General features: G+C 56.9%; 16 protein-coding genes. 7 read left to right on the top strand and 9 right to left on the bottom strand.

Features of this window, described 5'->3' with window-relative positions; translation table 11 throughout:
• Nucleotides 1-88 precede the first annotated feature (88 nt).
• A complete protein-coding gene (locus tag C3Z11_RS07620) occupies nt 89-1,114 on the top strand; it encodes an XdhC family protein (RefSeq protein ID WP_106477338.1) in 1,026 nt (341 codons plus the stop codon).
• Nucleotides 1,104-1,730: a nucleotidyltransferase family protein gene (locus C3Z11_RS07615; protein ID WP_106477337.1), complete on the top strand. Its 627-nt coding sequence runs from the start codon at nt 1,104-1,106 to the stop codon at nt 1,728-1,730. Before C3Z11_RS07620 ends, C3Z11_RS07615 begins: the two co-directional genes overlap by 11 nt.
• A 51-nt stretch (nt 1,731-1,781) precedes the next feature.
• Here C3Z11_RS07615 and C3Z11_RS07610 read toward each other — a convergent pair whose 3' ends face one another.
• Nucleotides 1,782-2,834: a C45 family autoproteolytic acyltransferase/hydolase gene (locus tag C3Z11_RS07610; protein ID WP_262927292.1), complete on the bottom strand. Its 1,053-nt coding sequence runs from the start codon at nt 2,832-2,834 to the stop codon at nt 1,782-1,784.
• Nucleotides 2,835-3,034: 200 nt separating this feature from the next.
• Here C3Z11_RS07610 and recB point away from each other — a divergent pair, with 200 nt between their 5' ends.
• Both recB and recD read left to right on the top strand, forming a co-directional pair.
• Nucleotides 3,035-6,805: an exodeoxyribonuclease V subunit beta gene (recB, locus tag C3Z11_RS07605; protein WP_106477335.1), complete on the top strand. Its 3,771-nt coding sequence runs from the start codon at nt 3,035-3,037 to the stop codon at nt 6,803-6,805.
• Nucleotides 6,798-8,822, top strand: a complete 2,025-nt coding sequence (recD, locus tag C3Z11_RS07600; RefSeq protein ID WP_262927291.1) for an exodeoxyribonuclease V subunit alpha — start codon at nt 6,798-6,800, stop codon at nt 8,820-8,822. The genes recB and recD overlap by 8 nt, the downstream gene beginning before the upstream one ends.
• A gap of 13 nt (nt 8,823-8,835) precedes the next feature.
• Here recD and C3Z11_RS07595 read toward each other — a convergent pair whose 3' ends face one another.
• The gene (locus C3Z11_RS07595) at nt 8,836-10,566 is read right to left on the bottom strand and encodes an HD domain-containing phosphohydrolase (RefSeq protein WP_106477334.1); all 1,731 of its coding nucleotides are present in this window, start codon (nt 10,564-10,566) and stop codon (nt 8,836-8,838) included.
• Between the two features lie 212 nt (nt 10,567-10,778).
• A complete protein-coding gene (locus C3Z11_RS16770) occupies nt 10,779-10,919 on the bottom strand; it encodes a hypothetical protein (RefSeq protein WP_158700944.1) in 141 nt (46 codons plus the stop codon).
• Nucleotides 10,920-11,330: 411 nt separating this feature from the next.
• Between C3Z11_RS16770 and C3Z11_RS07590 the strand changes: the two genes are divergently transcribed.
• Nucleotides 11,331-12,170: a creatininase family protein gene (locus C3Z11_RS07590; protein WP_106477333.1), complete on the top strand. Its 840-nt coding sequence runs from the start codon at nt 11,331-11,333 to the stop codon at nt 12,168-12,170.
• A gap of 67 nt (nt 12,171-12,237) precedes the next feature.
• Here the strand turns inward: C3Z11_RS07590 and ribA are convergent, their stop codons facing one another.
• Nucleotides 12,238-13,356, bottom strand: coding sequence for a GTP cyclohydrolase II RibA (gene ribA, locus C3Z11_RS07585; protein ID WP_106477332.1), 1,119 nt, complete (start codon nt 13,354-13,356; stop codon nt 12,238-12,240).
• A 128-nt stretch (nt 13,357-13,484) separates the two neighbouring features.
• On the opposite strand from ribA, the gene C3Z11_RS07580 reads away from it, so the two are divergent.
• Nucleotides 13,485-14,354 (top strand): RibD family protein, encoded by an 870-nt coding sequence (locus C3Z11_RS07580; protein WP_106477331.1) that lies wholly within the window; start codon nt 13,485-13,487, stop codon nt 14,352-14,354.
• Between the two features lie 2 nt (nt 14,355-14,356).
• Here C3Z11_RS07580 and C3Z11_RS07575 read toward each other — a convergent pair whose 3' ends face one another.
• The 3 genes from C3Z11_RS07575 to C3Z11_RS07565 are packed head-to-tail and all read right to left on the bottom strand — an operon-like array spanning nt 14,357 to nt 16,802.
• Nucleotides 14,357-15,406: a glycosyltransferase family 4 protein gene (locus C3Z11_RS07575; protein ID WP_262927290.1), complete on the bottom strand. Its 1,050-nt coding sequence runs from the start codon at nt 15,404-15,406 to the stop codon at nt 14,357-14,359.
• A complete protein-coding gene (locus C3Z11_RS07570) occupies nt 15,403-15,801 on the bottom strand; it encodes a 6-pyruvoyl trahydropterin synthase family protein (protein ID WP_106477330.1) in 399 nt (132 codons plus the stop codon). Before C3Z11_RS07570 ends, C3Z11_RS07575 begins: the two co-directional genes overlap by 4 nt.
• Nucleotides 15,802-15,803: 2 nt before the next feature.
• The gene (locus C3Z11_RS07565) at nt 15,804-16,802 is read right to left on the bottom strand and encodes a zinc-dependent alcohol dehydrogenase (RefSeq protein WP_106477329.1); all 999 of its coding nucleotides are present in this window, start codon (nt 16,800-16,802) and stop codon (nt 15,804-15,806) included.
• 534 nt (nt 16,803-17,336) lie between these two features.
• On the opposite strand from C3Z11_RS07565, the gene C3Z11_RS07560 reads away from it, so the two are divergent.
• Nucleotides 17,337-18,353, top strand: coding sequence for a succinylglutamate desuccinylase/aspartoacylase family protein (locus C3Z11_RS07560; protein WP_106477328.1), 1,017 nt, complete (start codon nt 17,337-17,339; stop codon nt 18,351-18,353).
• A gap of 65 nt (nt 18,354-18,418) precedes the next feature.
• On the opposite strand, the gene C3Z11_RS07555 is transcribed toward C3Z11_RS07560, so the two are convergent.
• Together C3Z11_RS07555 and C3Z11_RS07550 are read right to left on the bottom strand one after the other, a co-directional pair.
• Entirely contained in the window at nt 18,419-20,203 is a 1,785-nt protein-coding gene (locus C3Z11_RS07555) for a thiamine pyrophosphate-requiring protein (RefSeq protein ID WP_106477327.1), read from the bottom strand.
• Nucleotides 20,204-20,498: 295 nt separating this feature from the next.
• Nucleotides 20,499-21,473: an aldo/keto reductase gene (locus C3Z11_RS07550; RefSeq protein WP_106477326.1), complete on the bottom strand. Its 975-nt coding sequence runs from the start codon at nt 21,471-21,473 to the stop codon at nt 20,499-20,501.
• Between the last annotated feature and the right edge of the window lie 363 nt (nt 21,474-21,836).

Below are 21,836 nucleotides of genomic sequence, written 5' to 3'. Positions count from 1 at the left end.
CAGGGCTAGACTTCATGCATGTATTTACTTCGATAGCGAACGAAGTGCCCGCTATCGCCAATTTCAATCATTGCACATGGAGATGTCGATGCGTCATCTCGACCTACAGGTCATCACACAGGCGCTCGAATGGGCACGCGATGGCGAAACGCTGTGGCTGTGCACGGTACTGTCAACCTATGGATCTTCGCCGCGTGCGCCGGGCTCGCTGTTGGTGGCCAGAGGCGATGGTCGCTATATCGGCTCGCTCTCGGGTGGCTGCGTTGAAGACGCCTTCATAGAAGCACTGCGTGACGGCGTATTTAACCAGCCTGCCACAGTAGTGCGCTATGGTGAAAGCCAGGAAGAAAGCCAGCGCCTGCAACTGCCTTGCGGTGGCGTGCTGGAAGTCCTTGTCGAACGCCATGAGGCTAACGATGAATGGATGACCCATCTCGAAGTACTCGCCGCCACACTGCTGGGTCAGAAACGGCTGGTCCGTCGTGTCGAGCTGGCCAGTGGCCGCTACCGCGTCACGCTCGATGCGCAGCATAACGGACCGACAGTTGAGCGCGAAAGGCGTGAAGGTGAACGCGAACCGAGTGCGGTGCGTGTGCGGGTCGGCCCGGCATTGCGCCTGATTCTGGCGGGAATATCGCCGGTGGCGCAGTATTGTGCCGAGTTTGCGCGCACGCTCGGGTATGAAGTGATTGTCTGTGACCCACGTGAAGAACAGCGGCGCGGCTTTAGTGTCGAGGGTGTTGAGGTCCAGGCGATTCTGCCCTCGCTGTTTATTTCCTCCGGCGCATGCCATGAGGCAACGGCAATAGTGGCGCTGACCCATGACCCGCGTATCGATGATCTGGCGATGATTGAAGCGGTCAGAACGCCAGCGTTCTACATCGGTGTAATGGGATCACAGCAGACGTCTCAAAAGCGCGCCGCGCGGCTGGCGCGCTCCGGTGGGCTAACGGATGAGCAGATTGCACGCATTCACATGCCGATCGGGCTCGATCTGGGCAGCAAGGCGCCCGCTGAAATCGCCTTGGCCGTGGTGGCCGATGTGATGCGCGTCTATAACGGCAAGACGACGATGACCATGGATGACGAGAAGGCGGCGGTCGATGTCGTCTGACAGTCACAAGAGCCACCATGTGGCGGCAACTGCCGGTTCTCGACCTGATGCACTTCACTTCATCGCGCTTGTGTTGGCTGCGGGGCGGGGCCACCGTTTCGGCAGTGACAAGCGGCGTGCGCGCTTACCGGACGGGCGCGAGCTGCTGTGTGCCACCGTAGATAGTGTCCTGCCTTACTTTGCGCAGACATTCGTGGTGCTGCGTCAGGAGGATAGTGCGCTGGCAATGAATCTGCCGGCAGGCGCCAGCGTCTTGCATGCCGCCCATGCCCATGAGGGGATGGGCGCAAGCCTGGCCGATGGCATTCGTGCGCTGCATGGCATTGAGTGCGATGCGGTGGCCGTTGTGCTCGGCGATATGCCTTGGGTGACGCCCGACACGCTTCACGCGTTAACCGAACAGGCCAACCCCTCACGCATTGTACGCCCTGTCCACAAGGGGCGCGGTGGTCACCCAGTCATCTTTGGCCACGAGTTCTGGACGGCACTCTCGGCGCTTGGTCAGGATGAAGGGGCGCGAGGCATCCTGACTATCTATCGTGATTATATCGATGAAATCGAGGTCGATGACCCGGGTATCTGGCGTGATGTCGATCAACCGCAGGATATTGCGTAGGCTCAGGTTTAGATACAGCGCACCGACACATGCAGTGTCGGGGCGCGCTGTTCAAAAGCCCAATTCAACCGTTTCTGACACATCGCAAGGCTTGCCAAAGCTTACCCGCGCTTTCTTGTCACTCAAGTTCATGATGATGGTGAAGAGGGTCTCCATGCGCTCGCTCTCGGGCATATTGGGATTCTCGCTGCGACAGATCGCATCGGGGGCGTTCTGTTGATCGCTCAACCGCTCACGCAGCGATTCAAAGGAGGGCGAGACGCCTTCGCTGATCGCTTTCAGGCGGGCAAGGCGGGTAAACGACTCTTCATGTGGGGCATCTTCAAGGCCGGGCGGCAAATGCTTGGCGATCAAATGATTGGTATGGAAAAGATTGCCGCTACGTGGGGCAGTAGCGGAATCGCCCATCGGTGACACCTCCATGCCTGCGGCATGACCGGCGCCGTCGGCAATCAGAAAGTGTGCCGGGCTGGCCACGCCAAGGTCATCGATCATGTCAAGCGCGTGTTCGACGCTGTCGCTTTCAAGCACGCGGCGCAGCATGACGTGAATCGGCAGTTTGGGACGGCAGATGCTTGAGCGCAGTGCGTTCAGGCAGACGCCGACACCTTGGTCGTTGAAGCCTATCTTGCCGATAATGCCGGCCTCAGTGACCATATGAAACGCCGGTTTGTCGTCAGGCGCGGCCGACAGCAAGATCAAGGTGTCCCCGGCCTCGTGCTTCCAGTCCCAGTTCTGTGCAAGCCACTGCTCCTTTGTATCGGGATGGCGCTGCGCCAGCGCCGAGCAGCCGTCGCTCTGGGCAGGTTGGAAATGGGTGAGCGCGATTTCGCTACGCGAGTTGAGTACCAGAATATCGAGCGGGTCGACATTGGCGGCTTCAGCGATACCGGCCATTTCATCAAGCAATTCAGGACTGGTGTGTTCGACGGCGGCTTTGAACATTTCCGCAGTGTAGCGCGCCTGGCGCCAGTCGATACCGGCAAAGTCCTTGAATAGCCAGGCATAATTGTCGAGGCTGATCTGGATTTCGGTGGCGGCTTCGTGCCCATGTGCAGCGCCAATGTCGCGATGGCTGCCACGTGTCTCGATATGCTTGACCATGCCCATCTCCTCGGTCGGTTGTATTGTCTTTTTCTCAGCATGGCGGGAGATTCTCTTCCCGTCGAGTGTTGTAGCGTATCGTCATGCCATTACTTGCGACCATACGGCGTCAACATCGGCGGCCATAGCGCTCGCAAGTACGTAGATATCGTCACAAATCAGCGGTGACACCTGCGGGCGTTCGGTGGTGTAATGCGCCCATGAGCCAGCCTTTGAATATCGCCACACTTCCCCTGCAGGGTCGTCGCCTGATCGAAGCCAGCGCCGGTACCGGCAAAACCTTCACGCTTGCCGCACTCTATGTGCGCCTGGTGCTCGGCCACGGCACTGATAAGGCCTATCCACGACCGCTGATGCCGCCGGAAATTCTGGTAGTCACCTTTACCGAGGCCGCGACCGAAGAACTGCGAACGCGTATTCGTACGCGTCTCAAGGAGGCGCGCGATGTGCTGCTCGGACGCATGGCCCCGGACAAGGTATTGGCGGAACTGTTGGCCGATGTATCCGATGATGCCTATGAACGGTATGCCAGCCGTCTCGACGGGGCCGCACGACTGATGGACGATGCTGCGATCTTCACCATTCACGGTTTCTGCCAGCGCATGCTCAAACGTCACGCCTTCGATAGCGGCAGTCTGTTTGCCGCCGAGCTGGTCAGCGACGTGCAGAGCCTGTTTGATGCCGCAGCGGAAGATTATTGGCGGCGCATGTTTTATCCACTTTCCGCATCATTGCAGGCGATGGTCGCGGGCTTTTGGATGACACCCAAAGCGCTCGGCGACGCAGTCAGGCCCTTGCTTATAGGGGGGCGTGCCCAGCCGCTGCTGTGGGGAGGCGAGCTGATTGAAGCGCCTGCCTCGCTCGATGAGATATTGGAACCGTGTGAGCATGCGCAGGCTGAACTTGAGCGTCTTGCCGCACAGGCCAGGGCAGCGTGGCACGCTCAGAGCGACACGATTATCGCGCTATTGCGCGATGCCATCGCTGGGGCTCAACTTAAGGCTAACGTGTTCAAACCGGCTGACCTTGAAGCCAAGCTTGACGCGCTACAGCAATGGGCCGATGGCGGCGGAACAGGACTTGATGGCGCGCTACTTGATTCCAAGAAGCAGCCGTGGTGCGGACAGGCACGACTTGAAGGGGCCGTGAAAAAAGGCGGTACCTGCCCACGGCACGATTTCTTTGCCATCCTTGATGAGTTAACGGCACGACAGGCTGATCAGCCCGATCCCCGGCCGCAGATTCTCGCTCACTGTCGTGATGCTCTGGTCGCGGCGTTAATCGCCGAGAAGCGCCGGCGTGGGGTGTGGGATTTCGACGATCTATTGAATGGTCTCGACGATGCGCTGTCCGGGAGCGCCGGGCCGCGTCTGGCGGCACGCATTCGCCGTGAACTGCCGGTCGCGATGATCGATGAGTTTCAAGACACCGACCCGGTCCAGTACCGCATTTTCTCGACGATCTATCCTGCCTCTATCGACAGCCCTGCACATGTCGCTGAGACCTGTGCATTATTGATGATCGGCGACCCCAAGCAGGCAATCTATGCCTTTCGCGGTGCTGACATTCATACCTATCTGGTCGCACGGCGTGCAACGCCCTCACGGTTTACGCTCACGCGCAATTTTCGCTCTACCCATGCGATGGTCGAGGCGGTCAATTGTCTGTTCGCCTGCGCTAACAAACCGTTTCGCTTTGAGGACATTCCGTTTGAGTATGTCGATGCTCATGGACGTGATGAGCAACTGATCGCTGATGGTCAATCGGTAGCCGCGCTGACGTGTTGGCTGCCTGACGGTGACGACTCAGTACGCAAGGATGACTACACCAAGTGGATGAGTGAAGCGACATGCGCGGATATTCAAGCGCTGCTTACCGGGGGTAGCTCACGGCAAACGGGATTTGTCACTGCTGATGGGACGCTGCGAGCAGTCAAGCCTGCCGATATCGCTGTGCTGGTACGCACAGGCCGAGAGGCCGAAATGATTCGCGAGGTGCTGAGCCGTGCGGGTATCAAGAGCGTTTATCTCAGCCAGAAGACCTCGGTGTTCGACTCGCGTGAAGCCTTTCATGTGCTCCAACTGTTCGAAGCGGTTGCTCATCCACGCGACGATCGCAGCCTGCGTGCGGCGCTGGCAACACGCTTGTTGACCGATTCATTGGCGGATGTGGCACGGATTGAGGAGGATGAACTGGCGTGGGAGGCGATGGTCGAGCGCTTTAGTGACTACCATCGTCACTGGCAGCGTTTTGGCGTGCTGCCTATGCTGCGGGCGGTCATGCGTGATTTTCGTATCGGTGAGCGCCTGCTGGCTTGCGCAGACGGCGAACGTCGCCTGACTGATCTGCTCCATCTGGGCGAATTGGCTCAATCCGCCAGCCAGCGTCTTGACGGGGAACAGGCGCTGCTGCGCTGGTTGCATCGCGCACTGGCCGGGCGCTTCGAGCAGGGACTTGATCCTGAGTCGTTGATTCAGCGTCTGGAGAGCGATGAAACCCTGGTGCGGGTAGTGACCATTCACAAATCCAAGGGATTGCAGTATCCCATCGTCTACCTGCCGTTTATCTGCGATTACCGAGAAATCGATAGTCGGGCGACAGCGTTCAAGTTTTCTCATGCAACGCATGGTCGCGCGGTAGCGCTGGCGCCGGATAGCGAGCAGCGCAAAGCCGCCGATGAGGAGCGTCTTGCTGAAGATCTGCGTCTGCTTTATGTCGCGTTGACGCGCGCCGAATTCGCCTGTCGGCTTGGGGTGGCGCCGCTGTTTAAGGGCAAACTTCCCAAGGATGCCGAGGCGGGAGCGACGACATTGGCGCGTTCGGCGCTTGGCGCGCTGCTGGCTGAAACGCTCGACAATGATCAAGCGTTGACTGCCAAGGCGTTACGCCACTGCTTCAGTACGCTGGTCAAAGACGGAGTGGTGGCCGTCTCGCCACTGCCCCGGCCGTCGCAGGCCATGATACTCGCCACTGCCGTCAACAAGACGTGCGGCGCGCGACGTTTCACGGGGCGCATTGATCATAGCTGGTGGATTGCGTCTTATACCGCCTTGATCGAAGGCGCGCGGCAATCTTTCGATGCGGGGCAGGGTGTTGCGTTGGGCGGCGTGGCAAGCAGCGAATTGCCAGATACTCAATTGGGTCTCGATATCGAAGTGCTGGAAGAAACCACGCCCATCCCGAACCCTCCGGTGCGTACGCTGGCCGATTTCCCGCGTGGGCCGCGTGCTGGAACGTTCCTGCACGGTCTGCTGGAAGCGGTCGATTTTGACCGACTGGGCAGCGATGAGTTCTATCCCGAAGAGCTTGAGCGCCTGGTCAGTAGCCGTATAGGGTTCTCGAATTACGATAACAGCTGGAAGCCGGTGCTTAGCGAGTGGTTATGTAACATCTTGCCTACGCCGCTACACGCTGCGGTTCCCGGACTATCGCTGGCCCGGCTCACGACGTGGAAAACCGAGCTTGAATTCTGGCTGCCCACGCTCAATGCCCGCAGCACACGTCTCGATGCGCTGGTTCATGAGTTCGAGCCGTTACCGGGGCGGCGGGCAGCGCTGGCGCCGCGCCGGTTGGAAGGTATGCTCAAGGGCTATATCGACATGGTGTTCGAGGCGGGCGGCCGGTGGTATGTGCTTGACTGGAAGTCCAATCACCTAGGCGATACGCCTGCCGATTACACTGATGCTGCCATGGCCGAGGCGGTCGTCGCGCACCGCTATGATCTGCAATATGTACTTTATACGTTGGCGCTGCATCGCCTGCTCAAGTCGCGCTTGCCTGATTATCATTTCGAGACGCACGTCGGTGGTGTGTTTTATATCTTCATGCGAGGCATGACACCTCATGGCGGCAGTGGGGTTTTCTATCGTCGCCCTTCACATGAGCTGATCGAGACGCTGGACCGTTGGCTTGACGGAAAGGATGAGCGTGCAACCCAGACACGTGATGAGCCGGTGTCCGATCATGCCTGAACAGCTTTCCATCTTTGATCAGTTCGATATGTTGGCTGCGCCTGAAAAGCCATCATTAGAGGCTCCAGCGTTGCCGCCACTCGAGGACATTCTTGATGAGTGGGTGCTGCTGGGTTGGTTGCGGGCGCTCGATGCGTATTTCACTGAATTCCTGGCCAGTCGTGATCCTGAGGCAGCGCCTTGCGTGCTGCTGGCGGCAGCGCTGGCCAGTCATCAGCTTGGTCGTGGTCATATCTGCCTTGATCTGGCCCATGCGCTCGATGATCCCGATGCTGTACTGTCATTGCCGCCGCAGGATGGCCGGCCCGACCCTGAGCATCCAGCCGTCGCGCCAGCTCGCCTGCTGCGCTCGCTCGGCCTTGAAGATGCACAGGGGTGGCGTCACTTTTTGCTGAAGTCTCGGCTGGTAACCGAGGCGAGTGCTGATCCTGCGCCAACCGCGCCATTGATTCTCGACGGTACACGGCTTTACCTGCAACGCTATTGGCTATGTGAGTGCGAGGTTGCGTATCGGCTCAAGCAGCGCATGCATGCTCCGCTGCCGGTAGGTGATGGACTGCGTGCAAGGCTTGATGCGCTATTTACGTCACCTTCCGATACGGTTGATGAGTCACGCGATTGGCAAAAAGCGGCCTGTGCTTTGGCACTGCGCAATCGTCTGACGGTAATCTCGGGGGGGCCCGGTACCGGCAAGACGACTACGGTCACCCGGTTACTCGCGCTACTGCAGGAAAATGCGCTGGGCACTACGGGACGGGCAATGACGATTCGTCTTGCCGCACCAACGGGGAAGGCTGCCGCACGGTTGACCGAGTCGATTAGTGCTGCAATCGAGCGTTTAAGCGTCGATGCGGCAGTCAAGCAGGCGATGCCACGTGACGCGACGACGCTTCACCGGTTACTGGGGGCGCGTCCCGATACGCGTCACTTTCGTTATCACGCTGATAATCCTCTTGCCCTTGATCTGCTCGTCGTCGATGAGGCGTCGATGGTCGATTTGGAACTGATGGCTGCATTGCTTGCTGCCTTGCCGGATCACGCCAGGCTGGTGCTGCTCGGTGACAAGGACCAGCTCGCCTCGGTTGAAGCCGGGGCGGTACTGGGCGATTTATGTGCTGGGGCCGAACGGGGAGGCTATGGACATGATGTTGTCAGCTTCCTTTCGCACATGATGGCTGATGATTTCAGCGACGTGCATGGCGACGGCGGTCTGCTCGATCATATTGTCGTGCTGCGCAAGAGCTATCGCTTCCATGAGCAGAGTGGCATCGGCGCGCTGGCCCGGGCGATCAATCAAGGGGATGTTGAGGCACTGAAGCACGTCTGGCGTGCCGATTACCGTGATATCAAATGGCATGCGCTCAGCGATGGACGCGACAGCTTGCTGCTACGAGAGGCACTCAAGGGTTATCGCCACTATCTGCGTGCCATGCATGAAGGCGCCGAGCCGTTAGAGGTTATTGATCTCTTTGCACGTTTTCAGGTGTTGTGTGCGCTACGTCGAGGACCTTGGGGGGTAGAGGGGCTTAATCAGTTGATCACCGATGCGCTCTATCGTGACAAGTTGATCGAGGCAACTCGTGGCTGGTACGCCGGCCGGCCGGTGATGGTGACGCGCAATGATCCACAGCTGGGGCTCTACAATGGCGATATCGGGATTACTCTGTCCGACCCGCAAGCCGGTGGACGGCTTCGGGTATTCTTTGAACAGAGCGATGACACCTCGCCTGGCGTAGGGAGAAGAACCCGAGCGGTACTACCTGGGCGACTTAACGATGTCGAGACGGTATTTGCGATGACGGTGCATAAGTCGCAAGGATCGGAATTCGATCACGTGCTGTTCGTGTTACCGGACCGGCCCAATCCGATCCTGACCAAGGAGCTTGTTTATACCGGAGTGACCCGAGCCAAGACGCGCTGTGACTTGATGAGCGCTTTTGACGGTGCGCTGGGGCACGCGGTGCAGCGGCATGTCTGGCGGGCCTCGGGGATTCGCCAGCGCTTAATCGGCGAGTAAGTTAGTAGGCTGCTCAAAAGGGTAGCAACTTATAGCGCTCGGCCTTAACCTCGTTTTTGATCTCGCCGAGCTGGTAGAAGTCGACGGTACTCAGGACTTCGTTGATTCTGATCGTTGGGCGAGACATGTTACGCACTACACGTACCTTGCTGGGACGGCCGTTTTCATCGAGCGCCATGACCCAGGCAAGAAAACCGTGGGAAAACTCGATCAGGCTGCCGATCGGTAGAAAGCCATGGCGCTTGATATAGCGTGTGAGCCACTGGGCGTCGAACTTTTCCGGATGATCGTGAATGTAGCGATAGGCTTCAAGCGCGGTCCATGCCTGACGGTCGTCACGTGGCCTTGTCAGCGCATCAATGACATCAACGACCATTGCCATCCGCGAAAGCTCCGGCAGAGCGGAGGCTTTGAGCCCCAGCGGATAACCGGAACCATCGAGCCGCTCGTTGATGCCACCCAATACCGCCAGAGCCACGTTCTTGTTTAGCCACGATGAGGTGTCGACCTGTTTGAAAAGGTGTCGGGGATGGGCTCTAAGCCGACTCTTTTCAGATTCTGACATAACGCCTGTCAGAGACTTCAGTTCATTGGAAAGTAATAACGGTTTACCCAGGTCATGAATAAGGGCCGCTGCGATGATCTGATCGGTTAACGTTGCGTACTGCGGCGTGGTGGTGAGCAGGTCAGCGAGCTTGCCAGCGACATTGAGCGAATGCTGGATAAGTCTGGTCTGATCGTTCAGGCAGGACAGGGCGTAAAAAAATGCCTGACGATCCTCATGCAGCAGGGCGAGTAATGAGATCGCACATTCGTTTACGGCATCCGATGCGAGATGCTCACCATTTTGCAGGGCAATAATCTGGGCATTAAGCTGACGCGCAATAGTCTTGAGCGGCACGACCATAGGCGTGCTGTCTTCGGGGGTGCCTGATGACTGAGTCAATGACTCGAAATGGGCAACGTTATCGGGATCGTTCAGTTTGAAAAGCTCAGATGCTGCCACTATCTGGCCCGCGTTGCCCTTTCTGATCGCTACTTCACGTTCTATTTCGCGAATGACATACCAGAGCTGCTGAGTGAAACTCTTGGCCGGTGACGTAAACTGGACGCCGATGAGGGCATGATTGGTATTGGGCTCGATCCGCATGTGCTTGACCTGGGCGGAGGAGCACAATGTTTCACCGTTAGGAAATGTCACCCTGAGATGGGCAAGTGTCTCGTCACGCTTGATGCCGATGATGTCATTGATCGGCAGCTGGACCAGACAGCCTCCCAGAGAAAGGTTTCTAAGTATGCCCTGTAAAGGGGCGGTACCTTTAAATGTCACTATGCTGACCGGCACTGGCATGCTCTTGGCAAGCGGGATGCGATACGCGCTACGCTTGGAGGCGACTTGCAGCTTGGTAGGCTTTTCGCATTCGATCTCGATATGTTCGCCAAGCACTCTGCAATGATGGGCAGTAATCTGATCGAACCGCAGCGTTTCAGATGTTTTTTGAGCGAGCAGCCCGAATTGAAAGGGAACTGTTTGATTCATGAGCGCCTCTTCAGATGCAGAAACGCTGAGCAGAAGCACATCTCTGGCAGGATCGATGCTCGTTGCCAGAACGGGACAATGATGAGGCGCTGCGTCATCAAGAATGATGCCTACGGCATAGGTCCCCTCAATCAATGAATAAATCACTGATGCAATGAGGTCGGGGTCTTTTATGTTAACCAGCTTAGGCTCTATGTCTTGCATCAAGGCATTCCAACAAGGCGTGATGGCGCAAAGTGAAGCTAGCGCATGCCGACATATATCGACGTAACCTGCGATATCTAAAGAATTAATGTGGCATAGACGAAAGTTTTTGTCGTTGGGAAGGTAATAAGGCCCGGTTGTACCTGAATAGTAGCCATGCTTATAAAAAAGCCGGCGTCCTTCGACGCCGGCTTCGCTATTCTACGGTGACATCATGATGCTTTTAACTTGAGGATAGGCCGCCTGACGACCTTAGGGCAGGTTTGTAGATAACGCTCCAGCAAGTCGCTGGGCAATTTCTGGATATCGGCTAGGCGGGTATTGCGTACTTGGTAGTATTCGCTGCTCGACATAGGCTTCCTCCTAATGCGTTAAGCGATGACGTCAAGTGACGACTTGATGAGCAACTTCCGTTGTTGCTTGTACAAGAATAGTCGCGATTAGCGCTGCACAAACGATTAGATTTTGTACAAGACATTAACGAACGTCGTTTTGGTGAAGAGACAAAATGATAGATGCTAATAACAGGCTGATTTAGAAATGATATGTAGAATAAACCTGTCGGGGCGCTGTTGCAGTCGATTACCAAGCTAAACATAATCCTGAAAAATGTTACCGGTGGGCCTGCGTATGAGCGCTTACTTGTACGTGCAAACGACCATGCTGACGTTTTGTCCTATCCAGCATTTTTGATTTCTTGAGGTAGATATGTTCCGGCTTGATCACTTTATACCTCAATGAATCGCACAACCTCTGGAGAGTTAATGGAGCATTTACGCCGTCATTACTGGCAGGACTATACCGCGACGGAAATCGCTGCCCTAGTTGATGATGCTACTCTCGCTATCCTGCCGCTGGCCGCCATTGAGCAGCACGGTGCACACCTGCCGTTGTCTACCGATCTCGATATTAATCAGGGCTTGCTGGATGCAGCATTGACGCGTCTTGGCGCAAATACTTCGGTGTTTGTGCTGCCACCGATGATGGTCGGCATGAGTCTTGAACATACGCGATTTGCCGGTACGCTAAGCCTCCCTCCTGAAACCGCTATTGACACGATCGTCTCCCATGGTCGTGCGCTTGCTGCAGCAGGCATCAAGCGTCTGATGCTATTCAATAGTCATGGTGGCAACAAGGCAGTAATGGACATCGCCGCGCTCAAGCTGCGTGAGGCGTATGGCCTGTTGGTGGTCAAGGCGACCTATACACGTTTTGCGCTGCCGGCTGAAGCGCTGCCGATGGAAGAACTGCGTCATGGATTGCATGGCGGCGCGCTGGAAACAGCGTTAATGCTGTATTTGGCACCGAATAAGGTACGCACAGAAGCCATATTCGATGCGCCGTCATTGGCCCACCGTCTGATTGCACAAGGCTCAACGCTTGGCCCCGAGGGCGAGGCGGGATTTGCCTGGATGGCTGATGACCTTCATCCTGCGGGAGTGACCGGTAATGCCTGCCTGGCGGACGCCGAGATGGGGGCACGGCTGGTTGAGCATTATGCTGAGCGTTTGGCTAAATTGATTGAAGATGCTCAGAGTTTTGCACTTGATGCGCTGGCGAATAACGGCAGTGAAGTACTGAGCCATAAGGCGGCGGATAGGTAACATCCGCCTGCCGAAGGGACGTGGACTATTTCGTGCTAAGCAGCGCTCTGCCCAGCGTACGCTCGTGTTAGCTGTCCCCGTTCAATACATTGTCCAGCATGTGGCCTGAGCGTGTGGCCTTGGCGTTGAGGTAGCGATAATTTTGCTCCGTGAGACGGCCAAACAGGGCACGTCGATCGACCACTTCGATGCCTCCTTGCTGCATGGCATCGATTTTTCTGGGATTATTGGTCAGCAGCTGGATGCGCTTGATGCCGAGCTCCACCAGCATGTCGATGGCCACGCCATAGCCCCGTTCATCATCGCCGAAGCCGAGTATCTGATCGGCATCAACGGTATCGAGTCCTTCATCCTGAAGGGTGTAAGCGCGCAACTTGTTGGCCAAACCGATACCACGACCCTCTTGGGCCAGATAGAGCAGCACACCGCCGCCCATAGCATTGATGCCCGCAACGCCGTTGCGTAGCTGCTCGCCGCAATCACAGCGAAGACTCCCGAACAGATCCCCAGTCAGGCACGCCGAATGCAGGCGAACTGGTACGGCATCTAGCCACTGATCGGGCTCGCCGATCACGACCGCGACATGTTCTCGCAGTCCGTCGGGCTCACGGAACAGGATAAAACGGCTCTTTTCGGCATCATCAAGCGGAACGCTTGCCTCACTGACGCGTTTGAGCAGGCCGCTGGCACTATCGACACAGCGTGCTGCCTTGGCTGCAGATATCGCCAGAATCTCGCCTTCTTCCACCAGAGATTCGAGACGCTGCCGCTGCTGCTCTGACACGCGCATGGTCAACGCGGCAGGTATCAGCAGGGCACGCCGCATCAACGCCAGAGCCGCATGATCGGCAGGTGCTGCGGCCTGCGGTAAACGCTCAAATAATGGCGTATGCTCATCAATTGGTGCACGCGTTTGGGTCAAGGCGCTCAGTGTGGCGGCGTCAATTTCATTGATGCGTTCAAGTGGCAGGCAGGCGGCGTCGGCATTAATGTGATGACCGAGCGATGCCAGGCGGTGGCGAGTCAGCACCAGGGCGGGAGATTCGCCAACATCGCTGGCCAGATGTGTCAACGCCGCGTCATTGATGGCCTCGATGGGATGTACAAGTGTGTCTTGTTTTTCGTCGCGCAGCAGTACCGGTAAGCCACGGCGGATATCGAATATCGCACGTTCAACCTGTCGCATAGCCTCTCCCTTAGCTTAGCGTCGCTGTAAATTTTACACGCAGTGCCTGGATGCGCTTCATCCGTCACTGTGTGGTCTTAATACCGCGGTTTAATCCCATGCATAGCAATCACATCAGGAACTGTAAGATGCCTACCACGATTCTCGATGAGCATGATGCTTGGCGGCTCATACGTCGGATGGCATGTCTGGACTGGGCTTCCTTCACTACGGCTAGTCCTGAAATGCTCGGTTTTGAGGCCTGGAAGGCAGGCATCAACGTTCAACGAGGCGGCCAATGGCGTGCTGAGGTTGAATCCACGCCAGCGGCTTCGCAGTTGCTCGACCGCTATCTGCCGCTGGTTACCGAGCCTGCACCGTTCACGATTGCCCAACTTGGGCAGAGTATTGATGGGCGAATCGCCACGGCGTGTGGTCATTCGCACTATGTCACCGGCCCCGAGAGCCTCGTTCACTTGCATCGCCTGCGCGCTCTGGTCGATGCCGTCATCGTTGGCGCAGGTACGGTGGCTGCAGATGACCCGCAGCTCACTGTGCGCCACGTCGAAGGTGAAAACCCGGTTCGCGTCGTACTTGATCCACAGGGCCGTGTCGATTCCATGCAGCAGATATTTCAAGCGCCGCAGGCGCCTACGCTGCATATCGTGGCCTGCGATGAGGCCGCGTGCAACCGAGCTACTGACAGTGCTTCGCATGTTACCGTACTGAAGATATCCGGCAGTGAACAAGGTATTGCTCCGCGAGCGGTGCTCGACGCGCTGGCTGCCAGAGGTCTCAAGCGTGTGCTGATCGAAGGCGGTGGAGTGACGGTATCGCGCTTTCTTGCGGCGGGTTGCCTGCATCGGCTGCAAATTACCGTGGCGCCGATAATGATCGGTTCGGGTCGGCCAGCATTGACGCTGCCGCAAATCGACACGCTGGATGAGGCACTGCGGCCCCCCTGCCGAATCTTTCCTCTGGGTGATGATGTGCTGTTCGATTTCACGCTGATGGCGTAGCGTCACGTCTGCTTTTCTCGGTTGAGCGCGTGAAGAAAGGCTCGGCCTGCGCTTGGCCAGTCGCGCAGTCTGCTACGGGCGATACGTGCCCCTTCGGTCAGGTGTGCGCGCTGATAGGCATGGGTCATGATCAATCGCAGGGCATCGCTGAGCGCATCTACATCGTCCGGTTCCACCTTGATGGCGGCATCGTCGGGTACGGTATAGGCCAGTGCGCCCGCATTCGTAGTGACCATGGGCAGGCCGTGCGCCATCGCTTCGTCAACCACCATGCCATAGCTTTCAAAGCGTGATGGCAGGATGCACAGATCGGCTCGATGATAGAACTCATCGAGTGTGGCGGGCGGAAAGGGGCCTGGCAGGTGGATGCGTTCATTCAAACCGAGCTGGTCGATGCGCGCCCTGAGGCACTGTACGTATTGCGGCGCACGCTCAAGACTGCCGATACAGTCGCACTGCCAGGGCAGATCCTGCAGTTTCGCCAGCGCCTCGACCAGTATGTCCTGTCCCTTGACAGGGGACACCGTGCCGACACATAGCAGTTTTATCTCGTCGCCGCTGCCCTGCGCGAGGGCTGCAGGCGTGACACCGGGTTCGACAACATGAATGCGGCTCAGCTCGACGCCATAGTGGCTAAGACGCTGGGCCATGAAGGCGCTGGTGACGATGACATCATGCATGGCCGCCAGCGCTCGCCGTTCGCTGATGAGAAAGCGTGCGATGGTGTCTTCATCGATGCCCTGATCGTCGGCCAACGGCATATGGATCAGGGCGGTCATGTCGAGCCGGGTAGCGTGGCGTTCCGCGATGTCGGGCAGGTTGCCAAGTGCCAGGCCATCGATAACTACCCGGGCACCATCATCGAGTGCATTGAGTGCATGCGTTAATGCCTCTCTCGCTCTCTCGTCAGCCTCGGGGAATTGCCCGGCCAACTCGACTACCTCGACAGCTACGCCGTTGATACGTAGTTGCTCGATCATGCGCGCGTCATAAAGATAGCCACCGGTCAACTGACCGAGGTGGCCTGGCACAATGAAGGTGAGTGCGTTCAAAGCTCGCTCTCGTAACTGGCCCAGGCGATATGCGATTCATGCAGCGTCACGCCAAGTGCGCTCAGTCCTTTGCCAGTATCGCCCAACTGCCCGCCACGAATCGCCTGGGCAAGACGATCGAAAATGATCCGTGCCATGAATTCGGTGGTGGTGTTACGTCCCTTGAATTCAGGGATTTCGTCGAGATTTTGAAAATTCAGCTTGGCCAGTGTCTCTGCCAATACCTGGCTGGCCTGACCGATATCGACGATCAAGTCATCATCATCGAGCTCTGGACGCTTGAAGGTAACATCAACGACGTAGGTGGCGCCGTGCATGCGCTGTGCCGGCCCGAAGATATCACCATGAAAGCTGTGAGCGATCATGAAGTGGTCGCGAATGGTAAGGTTGTACATGGTTACTCTCCTGAGGGATTTGGTGTGTCGAAATAACGGATGCGGTGGCAGAGCGTGCCGGGTGTGGCGACCACCCACGGCATGGTGGCGGGCAGGTCACTGAAGGCGCTCTCACCGTCAATCAATGCATCAAGGCGTTTATCGTTTAGCAGTTCTAGCGCCAGTGCCATGCGACGGTTGTAGTCCCAGCGTGCCACGCGAGCAGGGGAAACGGTACCGACCTGACTGGCGCGAATGGTCAGCCGCCGGGCATGAAACGCTTCGCCCAGCGGCAGGCTGACCTCCTGTTGACCGAACCAGCTCATTTCGATGATCGTTGCCTCATGGCCGGCAAGCTGCAACGCATTTTTTAATCCTGTGGGGGCGCCGCTGGCGTGAATGACCAAATCATTATCCCCTGCGGCGCTATCCGGCGATTGGAAATCAGTGCCCAGCGTTTTGGCCAATTTGGCGCGGCGTTCATCGATATCGATGAGCTGCACATGGGTGCCGGGGATGCGCGCGCATAAAAACGCAAGCAGGGCGCCGACAACGCCTGCGCCAATAATCGCAATCCGATCACCGACACGCGGCGCGGCGTCCCACAGACCATTGATCGCCGTTTCCATATTAGCCGCCAATACGGCGCGTGCTGGGTCAATTCCTGGCGGTAAGGGTACAACCCGTGCCGCCGGCACGACGTAGCGGTCCTGATGGGGATAAAGGCAAAATACGTGGCGATCAAGCAGTGAGTCTGGCCCTTGTTCGACGATGCCGACATTGGCATAACCGTACTTCACTGGGCCGGGAAACTCACCTTCCTGAAAAGGGGCACGCATGCGGGCATATTCGCTGGGAGGCACATGGCCCTTGAAGACCAGGCTTTCGGTGCCTCGGCTGATGGCGCTATAGCAGGTGCGCACCAGTACGTCATCTGAGGTGGGGTTAATGAGCGTTTGTTCTCGCAGCACCCCTTGGCCGGGCGCGAGAGTCCAGAAGGCCTGCGCAGTGTACTGCTGCATAAATATCTATCCTTGACCATCATCCAGACGATCCGACGCCTGGCTTCATTCGGGTGTTCAGATCAAGCGGGCCATCTGCAAAGTGCCTGTAGCTATCACTGCGTCAGAGCAAGGGTGTTTTACATTCTGGCCTGCGTAATACATGGGGGGCTACGCTGACTAGGCATAAGCGTAGATGATCACGATCATGTTGCGCTAAGTAATAGGCTACAGGCCATGCTGAGTGACGCTTATCTATTCATCGGCAGTGGCAACTTGGCAATCTTTACCGTGGCAAGAGCTTAGCATTGGTTCGTATCCTGAACGCTCGGCAATTTTTAGACCTTCGTGTAGACCTTCGTACACTGTCCTGTTGCTGGAGGCTTGGCGCCGGAATTTTCTCGTCATCAGCACTGTTTTATTGCCAGCACCAACCGTTAATAACCGGTGGGATTCGCTATTTATCGTCAGAAGCTATATAAAGAAACACTGTTTTTCGCCGAATAATGGTTATCACGACGTCCTTTTTACCGTTCTGACCGAGATGTACGCCTTATGGCTCGCGCCCCTTTTGAAATAGCCGGTACGCGCGTGGCGCCTGGATCGCGTCAACGTATTGAGTTGCCGATCGCCAAGCTTTATACCCATGCGCCACTGAATGTTCCCGTCGAAGTGATACATGGCCGCAGGCCCGGCCCGGTATTGCTGGTCTGTGGCGCGATTCATGGTGATGAAATCAACAGTGTTGAAATAGTGCGCCGTCTGCTGCGTTCATCGGCGCTAAACCGGCTGCGTGGTACCCTGATTGCGGTGCCGATTGTCAACGTGTTCGGTTTCGTTCAGCACTCGCGTTATCTGCCTGATCGCCGTGATTTAAACCGCTGCTTTCCGGGGAGCGAGTCCGGTTCGCTCGGCTCACGCATGGCTGCGCTTTTGCGCGAAGAGATCGTTGACAAGGCAACGCACATCATTGACCTGCATACCGGCGCTATTCATCGCACTAATTTGCCACAGATACGCGCGCAGCTTGAACACAGTGAGACGACCCGGGCGATGGCGGAAGCCTTCGGCGCGCCGGTGATTCTCAATGCCGAGCTGCGTGAGGGTAGCCTGCGTGAATATGCCCAGCGCAAGGGCGTACCTGTGTTGACTTATGAAGCAGGTGAAGCACTGCGATTCGATGAGTGGGCCATCGTATCAGGAACGCGAGGAGTACTGCGTGTGATGCGGCTGTTGGAAATGTTGCCGGCGAGTCGTGGCGGCCACAAGATTCCAGCTTCGGAAGTCTCCAAGGGTTCAAGCTGGGCGCGGGCTCCCATCGATGGAATCTTGCGTCCACGCGTTAAACTCGGGGCTCGCGTGGTCAAGGGGCAACGTCTTGGCGCCGTAGCAGGGCCGTTCGGTGCAGAAGAGCAGGATGTCATTGCTGCGGCAGATGGTATCGTCATCGGCATGAATAATTTGCCGCTGGCTAATGAAGGAGAAGCGCTCTTTCATATTGCGCGTTTTGCGGAGATGGATGAGGCTGAAAGCGCGGTGGAATACTTCCATTCGACGCTGGAAGAACCCTAACGATGTGTCAACCGCTGCAAGAGATGTCTTGCAGCGTGTCTTTTAACGCTTGTGCAAATACTGCGCTATTTGGAAGTGAAATTGCGCGTAAATTGCTTGAATGACGCCTTGACGATGCCCATTGCGTCAGGATCACCGTGCAGCAGTGCCGACATGTAGGCCTTGGCCTGCTCACGTTTGATATGCGGGGGTAACGGAGGCACGTCGGGATCTGTGTGCACTTCGAGCACCACCGGACGATCGGCACTAAGCGCCTGGTCCCAGGCAGCCGCTAGCGTATCCGCTTCGCTGACTTCAATTCCCTCCAGCCCGAGCATGGCGGCGTAGCGCGCGTAAGGAAAGTCGGGCAAATCCTGAGATGCCTCGTATTTTGGGTCACCATCTTGTACGCGCATTTCCCAGGTCACCTGATTGAGATCCTGATTGTTGAGTACCATGATTATCAGGCGTGGATCTTGCCACTGCCGCCAATATTTGGCGATGGTGATCAATTCCGCATTGCCGTTCATCTGCATCGCACCATCACCTACCAGCGCAATTGCAACGCGTTCGGGGAAGGCGAATTTGGCAGCAATCGCATAGGGCACGGCGTTGCCCATGGTGGCAAGCCCGCCCGACAGCGACGCCTTCATACCGCGGCGAATCTTGAGATCGCGAGCGTACCAATTGGCCGCTGACCCCGAATCACTGGCCAGGATGCAGTTATCAGGCAGCTTCGGCGATAATTCCCAGAATACGCGCTGCGGATTGACCGGATTGGCATTGGCCATGGCGCGCTCTTCAAGGATTTGCCACCACTGGGTGATGCTTTCTTCGATATGCTCGCGCCAGCTACGGTCCTCCTTGTGCTGCAGATAGGGCATCAGTGCCTGTAATGTCATGGCGCTGTCACCGGTCAGATTGACTTCCATCGGATAGCGCATGCTGAGCATGCGACCTTCAATATCGATCTGTACGCCGCGTGCCTGTCCCTCTTGAGGCAGGAATTCGGAGTAGGGGAACGTGGTGCCAATCATCAGCAAGGTGTCACAGTTTGACATCATCTCCCAGCTGGGATTGGTGCCGAGCAGACCGATCGAGCCGGTAACGAAGGGCAAGTCATCAGGAAGTACCGCGCGGCCGAGCAAGGCCTTGGCCACGCCTGCGCCAAGCCTGTCGGCAACGGCAATAACCTCATCGGTAGCATTGAGAGCGCCGGCTCCCACTAAAATAGCAACACGCTGGCCTTCGTTGAGGACGGCGGCGGCGCGTTGCAGATCCTCTTCGTGTGGGACCGTGCGCGGCGCGCTATAGCCGACTCCCGAATGCACTGTACCGTGGGCATGGGCGGGTGTATCAACGGCGGGTTGAGACTGCAAATCATGAGGAACAATAATCGCTGTTACGGTGCGCTCGGCCTTGGCTATGCGCACTGCGCGGTCAATCAAATGGCGTACCTGGGCCGGGCTGGTTGCTGTATGCACATAGTCTCCAGCAACATCCTTGAACAGGGAGAGCAGATCGACTTCCTGCTGGTACTCGCCGCCAATGGCAGTACGAGCCTGTTGGCCGACAATCGCGACAACGGGTACGTGATCTTTCTTGGCATCGTAAAGACCGTTCAGCAGATGGATTGCACCCGGGCCGGAGGTGGCCATACACACGCCCACCTCACCGGTGAACTTGGCATGCCCACAGGCCATGAAGGCTGCCATTTCTTCATGACGGGGCTGAATGAACTCGACACGATCCCCGGCACGATTCAACGCGGCCATGATGCCGTTGTTGCCATCACCTGAATATCCGAAAATGCGCGTAATGTTCCATTCACCCAAGCGGCGAATGATGAAATCTCCCACCTGTTCACTCATCGTGCTTGCCTCCATGCAGATCATAGGCACGTGTGAATTGCCACGCGGCCACGCTACCGTCACGTTGTTACAAGAGTCGTTTAAAAGGCTAGTTGCAATATCAATGCTTGGCGAATACGCCGTGACGCGTACTTAACAAAGCATGTGGTGATCATCCTGCTGTAATTTCGAGCACGACCTGCACGAATGTTCGAAAAAGCAGGGTGCGTAAGTGAGAATCTAAAAAGCCAATCGCCACCCACTGGCGATTGGCTTGATAAGCGCGCTTATGTTCACGCGTCACGACATACTAAAATTATGACTTCGGCACCGGTGCGTGCTCAGGCAAGAAGCCTTCTTGCTTGAGGTTCTGCCAAAGTTCCGCAGGAATACTGATTTCAGACATCGCAATATTCTCCGCTATGCGGTCGGGCTTGCTGGCGCCTGGAATGATTGCGGCTACAGCCGGGTGGGCCATGCTGAATTGCAGCGCGGCGGCTTTGATATCAACCTCGAAACGATCACAGATTTCCTTGATGCGCCGCGCCTTGTCAATCATCTCCTGCGGCGCCTTCTGGTAATCGAAGTGCTCGCCGCCAGCCAGTAGGCCGGAGTTGTAGGGGCCGCCCACGACAACACCTGCGCCACGTTTTTCACATTCGGGCAGCAGATTTTCAAGCGCATTGTCATGATCGAGTAGCGTATAGCGACCGGCGAGCAGAAAGCCATCTGGGTCGGCTTGCTCCAGCGCCAAGGCGCAGGACTCGACGCGGTTGACGCCGAGTCCCCAACCTCTGATCACGCCTTCTTCACGAAGACGAGTCAGTGCCTTGGCAGCGCCGTTCATTGCCTCGTCGAATACGTCGCGCCAGTGTTCGCCATGGGCATCTTCGGCACAGTCATGAATCCACACATAGTCGACACGGTCCATATTCAGGCGCTCAAGGCTTTCCTGGATTGAACGTAGCGCGCCATCATAGGAGTAATCGTAGGTAATCTTGTTGGGTCGTCCGTTGGCGAAGATGCCTTCCTTTTGCTCTGTCTCATGAGAAATCAGCCGGCCGACCTTGGTGCTGACGATAAAATCTGCGTGCGGTTCGTCACGCAGGGCTTCGCCAAGGCGTAATTCAGCCAAACCCGCACCGTATTGCGGGGCCGTGTCAAAGTAGCGAACCTGCTGATCCCACACCTCCCGGACGGTAGCAATAGCTTCCTGATCAGGTATATCACGAAACATGTTGCCTAGTGGGGCAGTACCGAAACCGAACTTGCCGGGGAGTTTGATGCGCATGTGTAGCTCCTTGTTCAGTAATTTATCCGATTCAACGGCTCGACGTGTAAAGCGCCAAGCGCAACCTTGAACGTTTAATGGTCTGAAACGACACGACGCGCCTTGAGCGCGTCGTGGCCGCATCCTTGCGGGGTCAACGTCCGTTTCGAACAGCTAATGGTGGCTCGAAAGCACGTAAGTAAATGACCTGGCGCAACGTATCCACCAGAAGTCTAGAACATCATTGCGCGGGTGACGCGACTGTCTCCTTGATTGATGCGGATTTATCTCCTGCGCCGTGCATTTAACTTAATCGCGGATCGGAAACGGCCCGAAGCACGATGACCCTGACGATCCGACGGTAGCAATGTCATCAAAGATCGC

It is taken from the genome of Phytohalomonas tamaricis, assembly GCF_003012345.1.
Lineage (GTDB): Bacteria > Pseudomonadota > Gammaproteobacteria > Pseudomonadales > Halomonadaceae > Phytohalomonas > Phytohalomonas tamaricis.
This window is presented reverse-complemented; position numbering and strand designations above follow the sequence as displayed.

Excerpts from the sequence above, each read along its gene's own strand:
- recB (WP_106477335.1), top strand. The coding sequence starts at position 3,035 with ATGAGCCAGCCTTTGAATATCGCCACACTTCCCCTGCAGGGTCGTCGC.
- C3Z11_RS07580 (WP_106477331.1), top strand. The coding sequence starts at position 13,485 with ATGCCTACCACGATTCTCGATGAGCATGATGCTTGGCGGCTCATACGT.
- C3Z11_RS07595 (WP_106477334.1), bottom strand. The coding sequence starts at position 10,566 with ATGCAAGACATAGAGCCTAAGCTGGTTAACATAAAAGACCCCGACCTC.
- C3Z11_RS07550 (WP_106477326.1), bottom strand. The coding sequence starts at position 21,473 with ATGCGCATCAAACTCCCCGGCAAGTTCGGTTTCGGTACTGCCCCACTA.
- C3Z11_RS07590 (WP_106477333.1), top strand. The coding sequence starts at position 11,331 with ATGGAGCATTTACGCCGTCATTACTGGCAGGACTATACCGCGACGGAA.
- C3Z11_RS07620 (WP_106477338.1), top strand. The coding sequence starts at position 89 with ATGCGTCATCTCGACCTACAGGTCATCACACAGGCGCTCGAATGGGCA.
- C3Z11_RS16770 (WP_158700944.1), bottom strand. The coding sequence starts at position 10,919 with ATGTCGAGCAGCGAATACTACCAAGTACGCAATACCCGCCTAGCCGAT.
- C3Z11_RS07610 (WP_262927292.1), bottom strand. The coding sequence starts at position 2,834 with ATGGTCAAGCATATCGAGACACGTGGCAGCCATCGCGACATTGGCGCT.
- C3Z11_RS07555 (WP_106477327.1), bottom strand. The coding sequence starts at position 20,203 with ATGAGTGAACAGGTGGGAGATTTCATCATTCGCCGCTTGGGTGAATGG.
- C3Z11_RS07560 (WP_106477328.1), top strand. The coding sequence starts at position 17,337 with ATGGCTCGCGCCCCTTTTGAAATAGCCGGTACGCGCGTGGCGCCTGGA.
- ribA (WP_106477332.1), bottom strand. The coding sequence starts at position 13,356 with ATGCGACAGGTTGAACGTGCGATATTCGATATCCGCCGTGGCTTACCG.
- recD (WP_262927291.1), top strand. The coding sequence starts at position 6,798 with ATGCCTGAACAGCTTTCCATCTTTGATCAGTTCGATATGTTGGCTGCG.
- C3Z11_RS07565 (WP_106477329.1), bottom strand. The coding sequence starts at position 16,802 with ATGCAGCAGTACACTGCGCAGGCCTTCTGGACTCTCGCGCCCGGCCAA.
- C3Z11_RS07615 (WP_106477337.1), top strand. The coding sequence starts at position 1,104 with ATGTCGTCTGACAGTCACAAGAGCCACCATGTGGCGGCAACTGCCGGT.
- C3Z11_RS07570 (WP_106477330.1), bottom strand. The coding sequence starts at position 15,801 with ATGTACAACCTTACCATTCGCGACCACTTCATGATCGCTCACAGCTTT.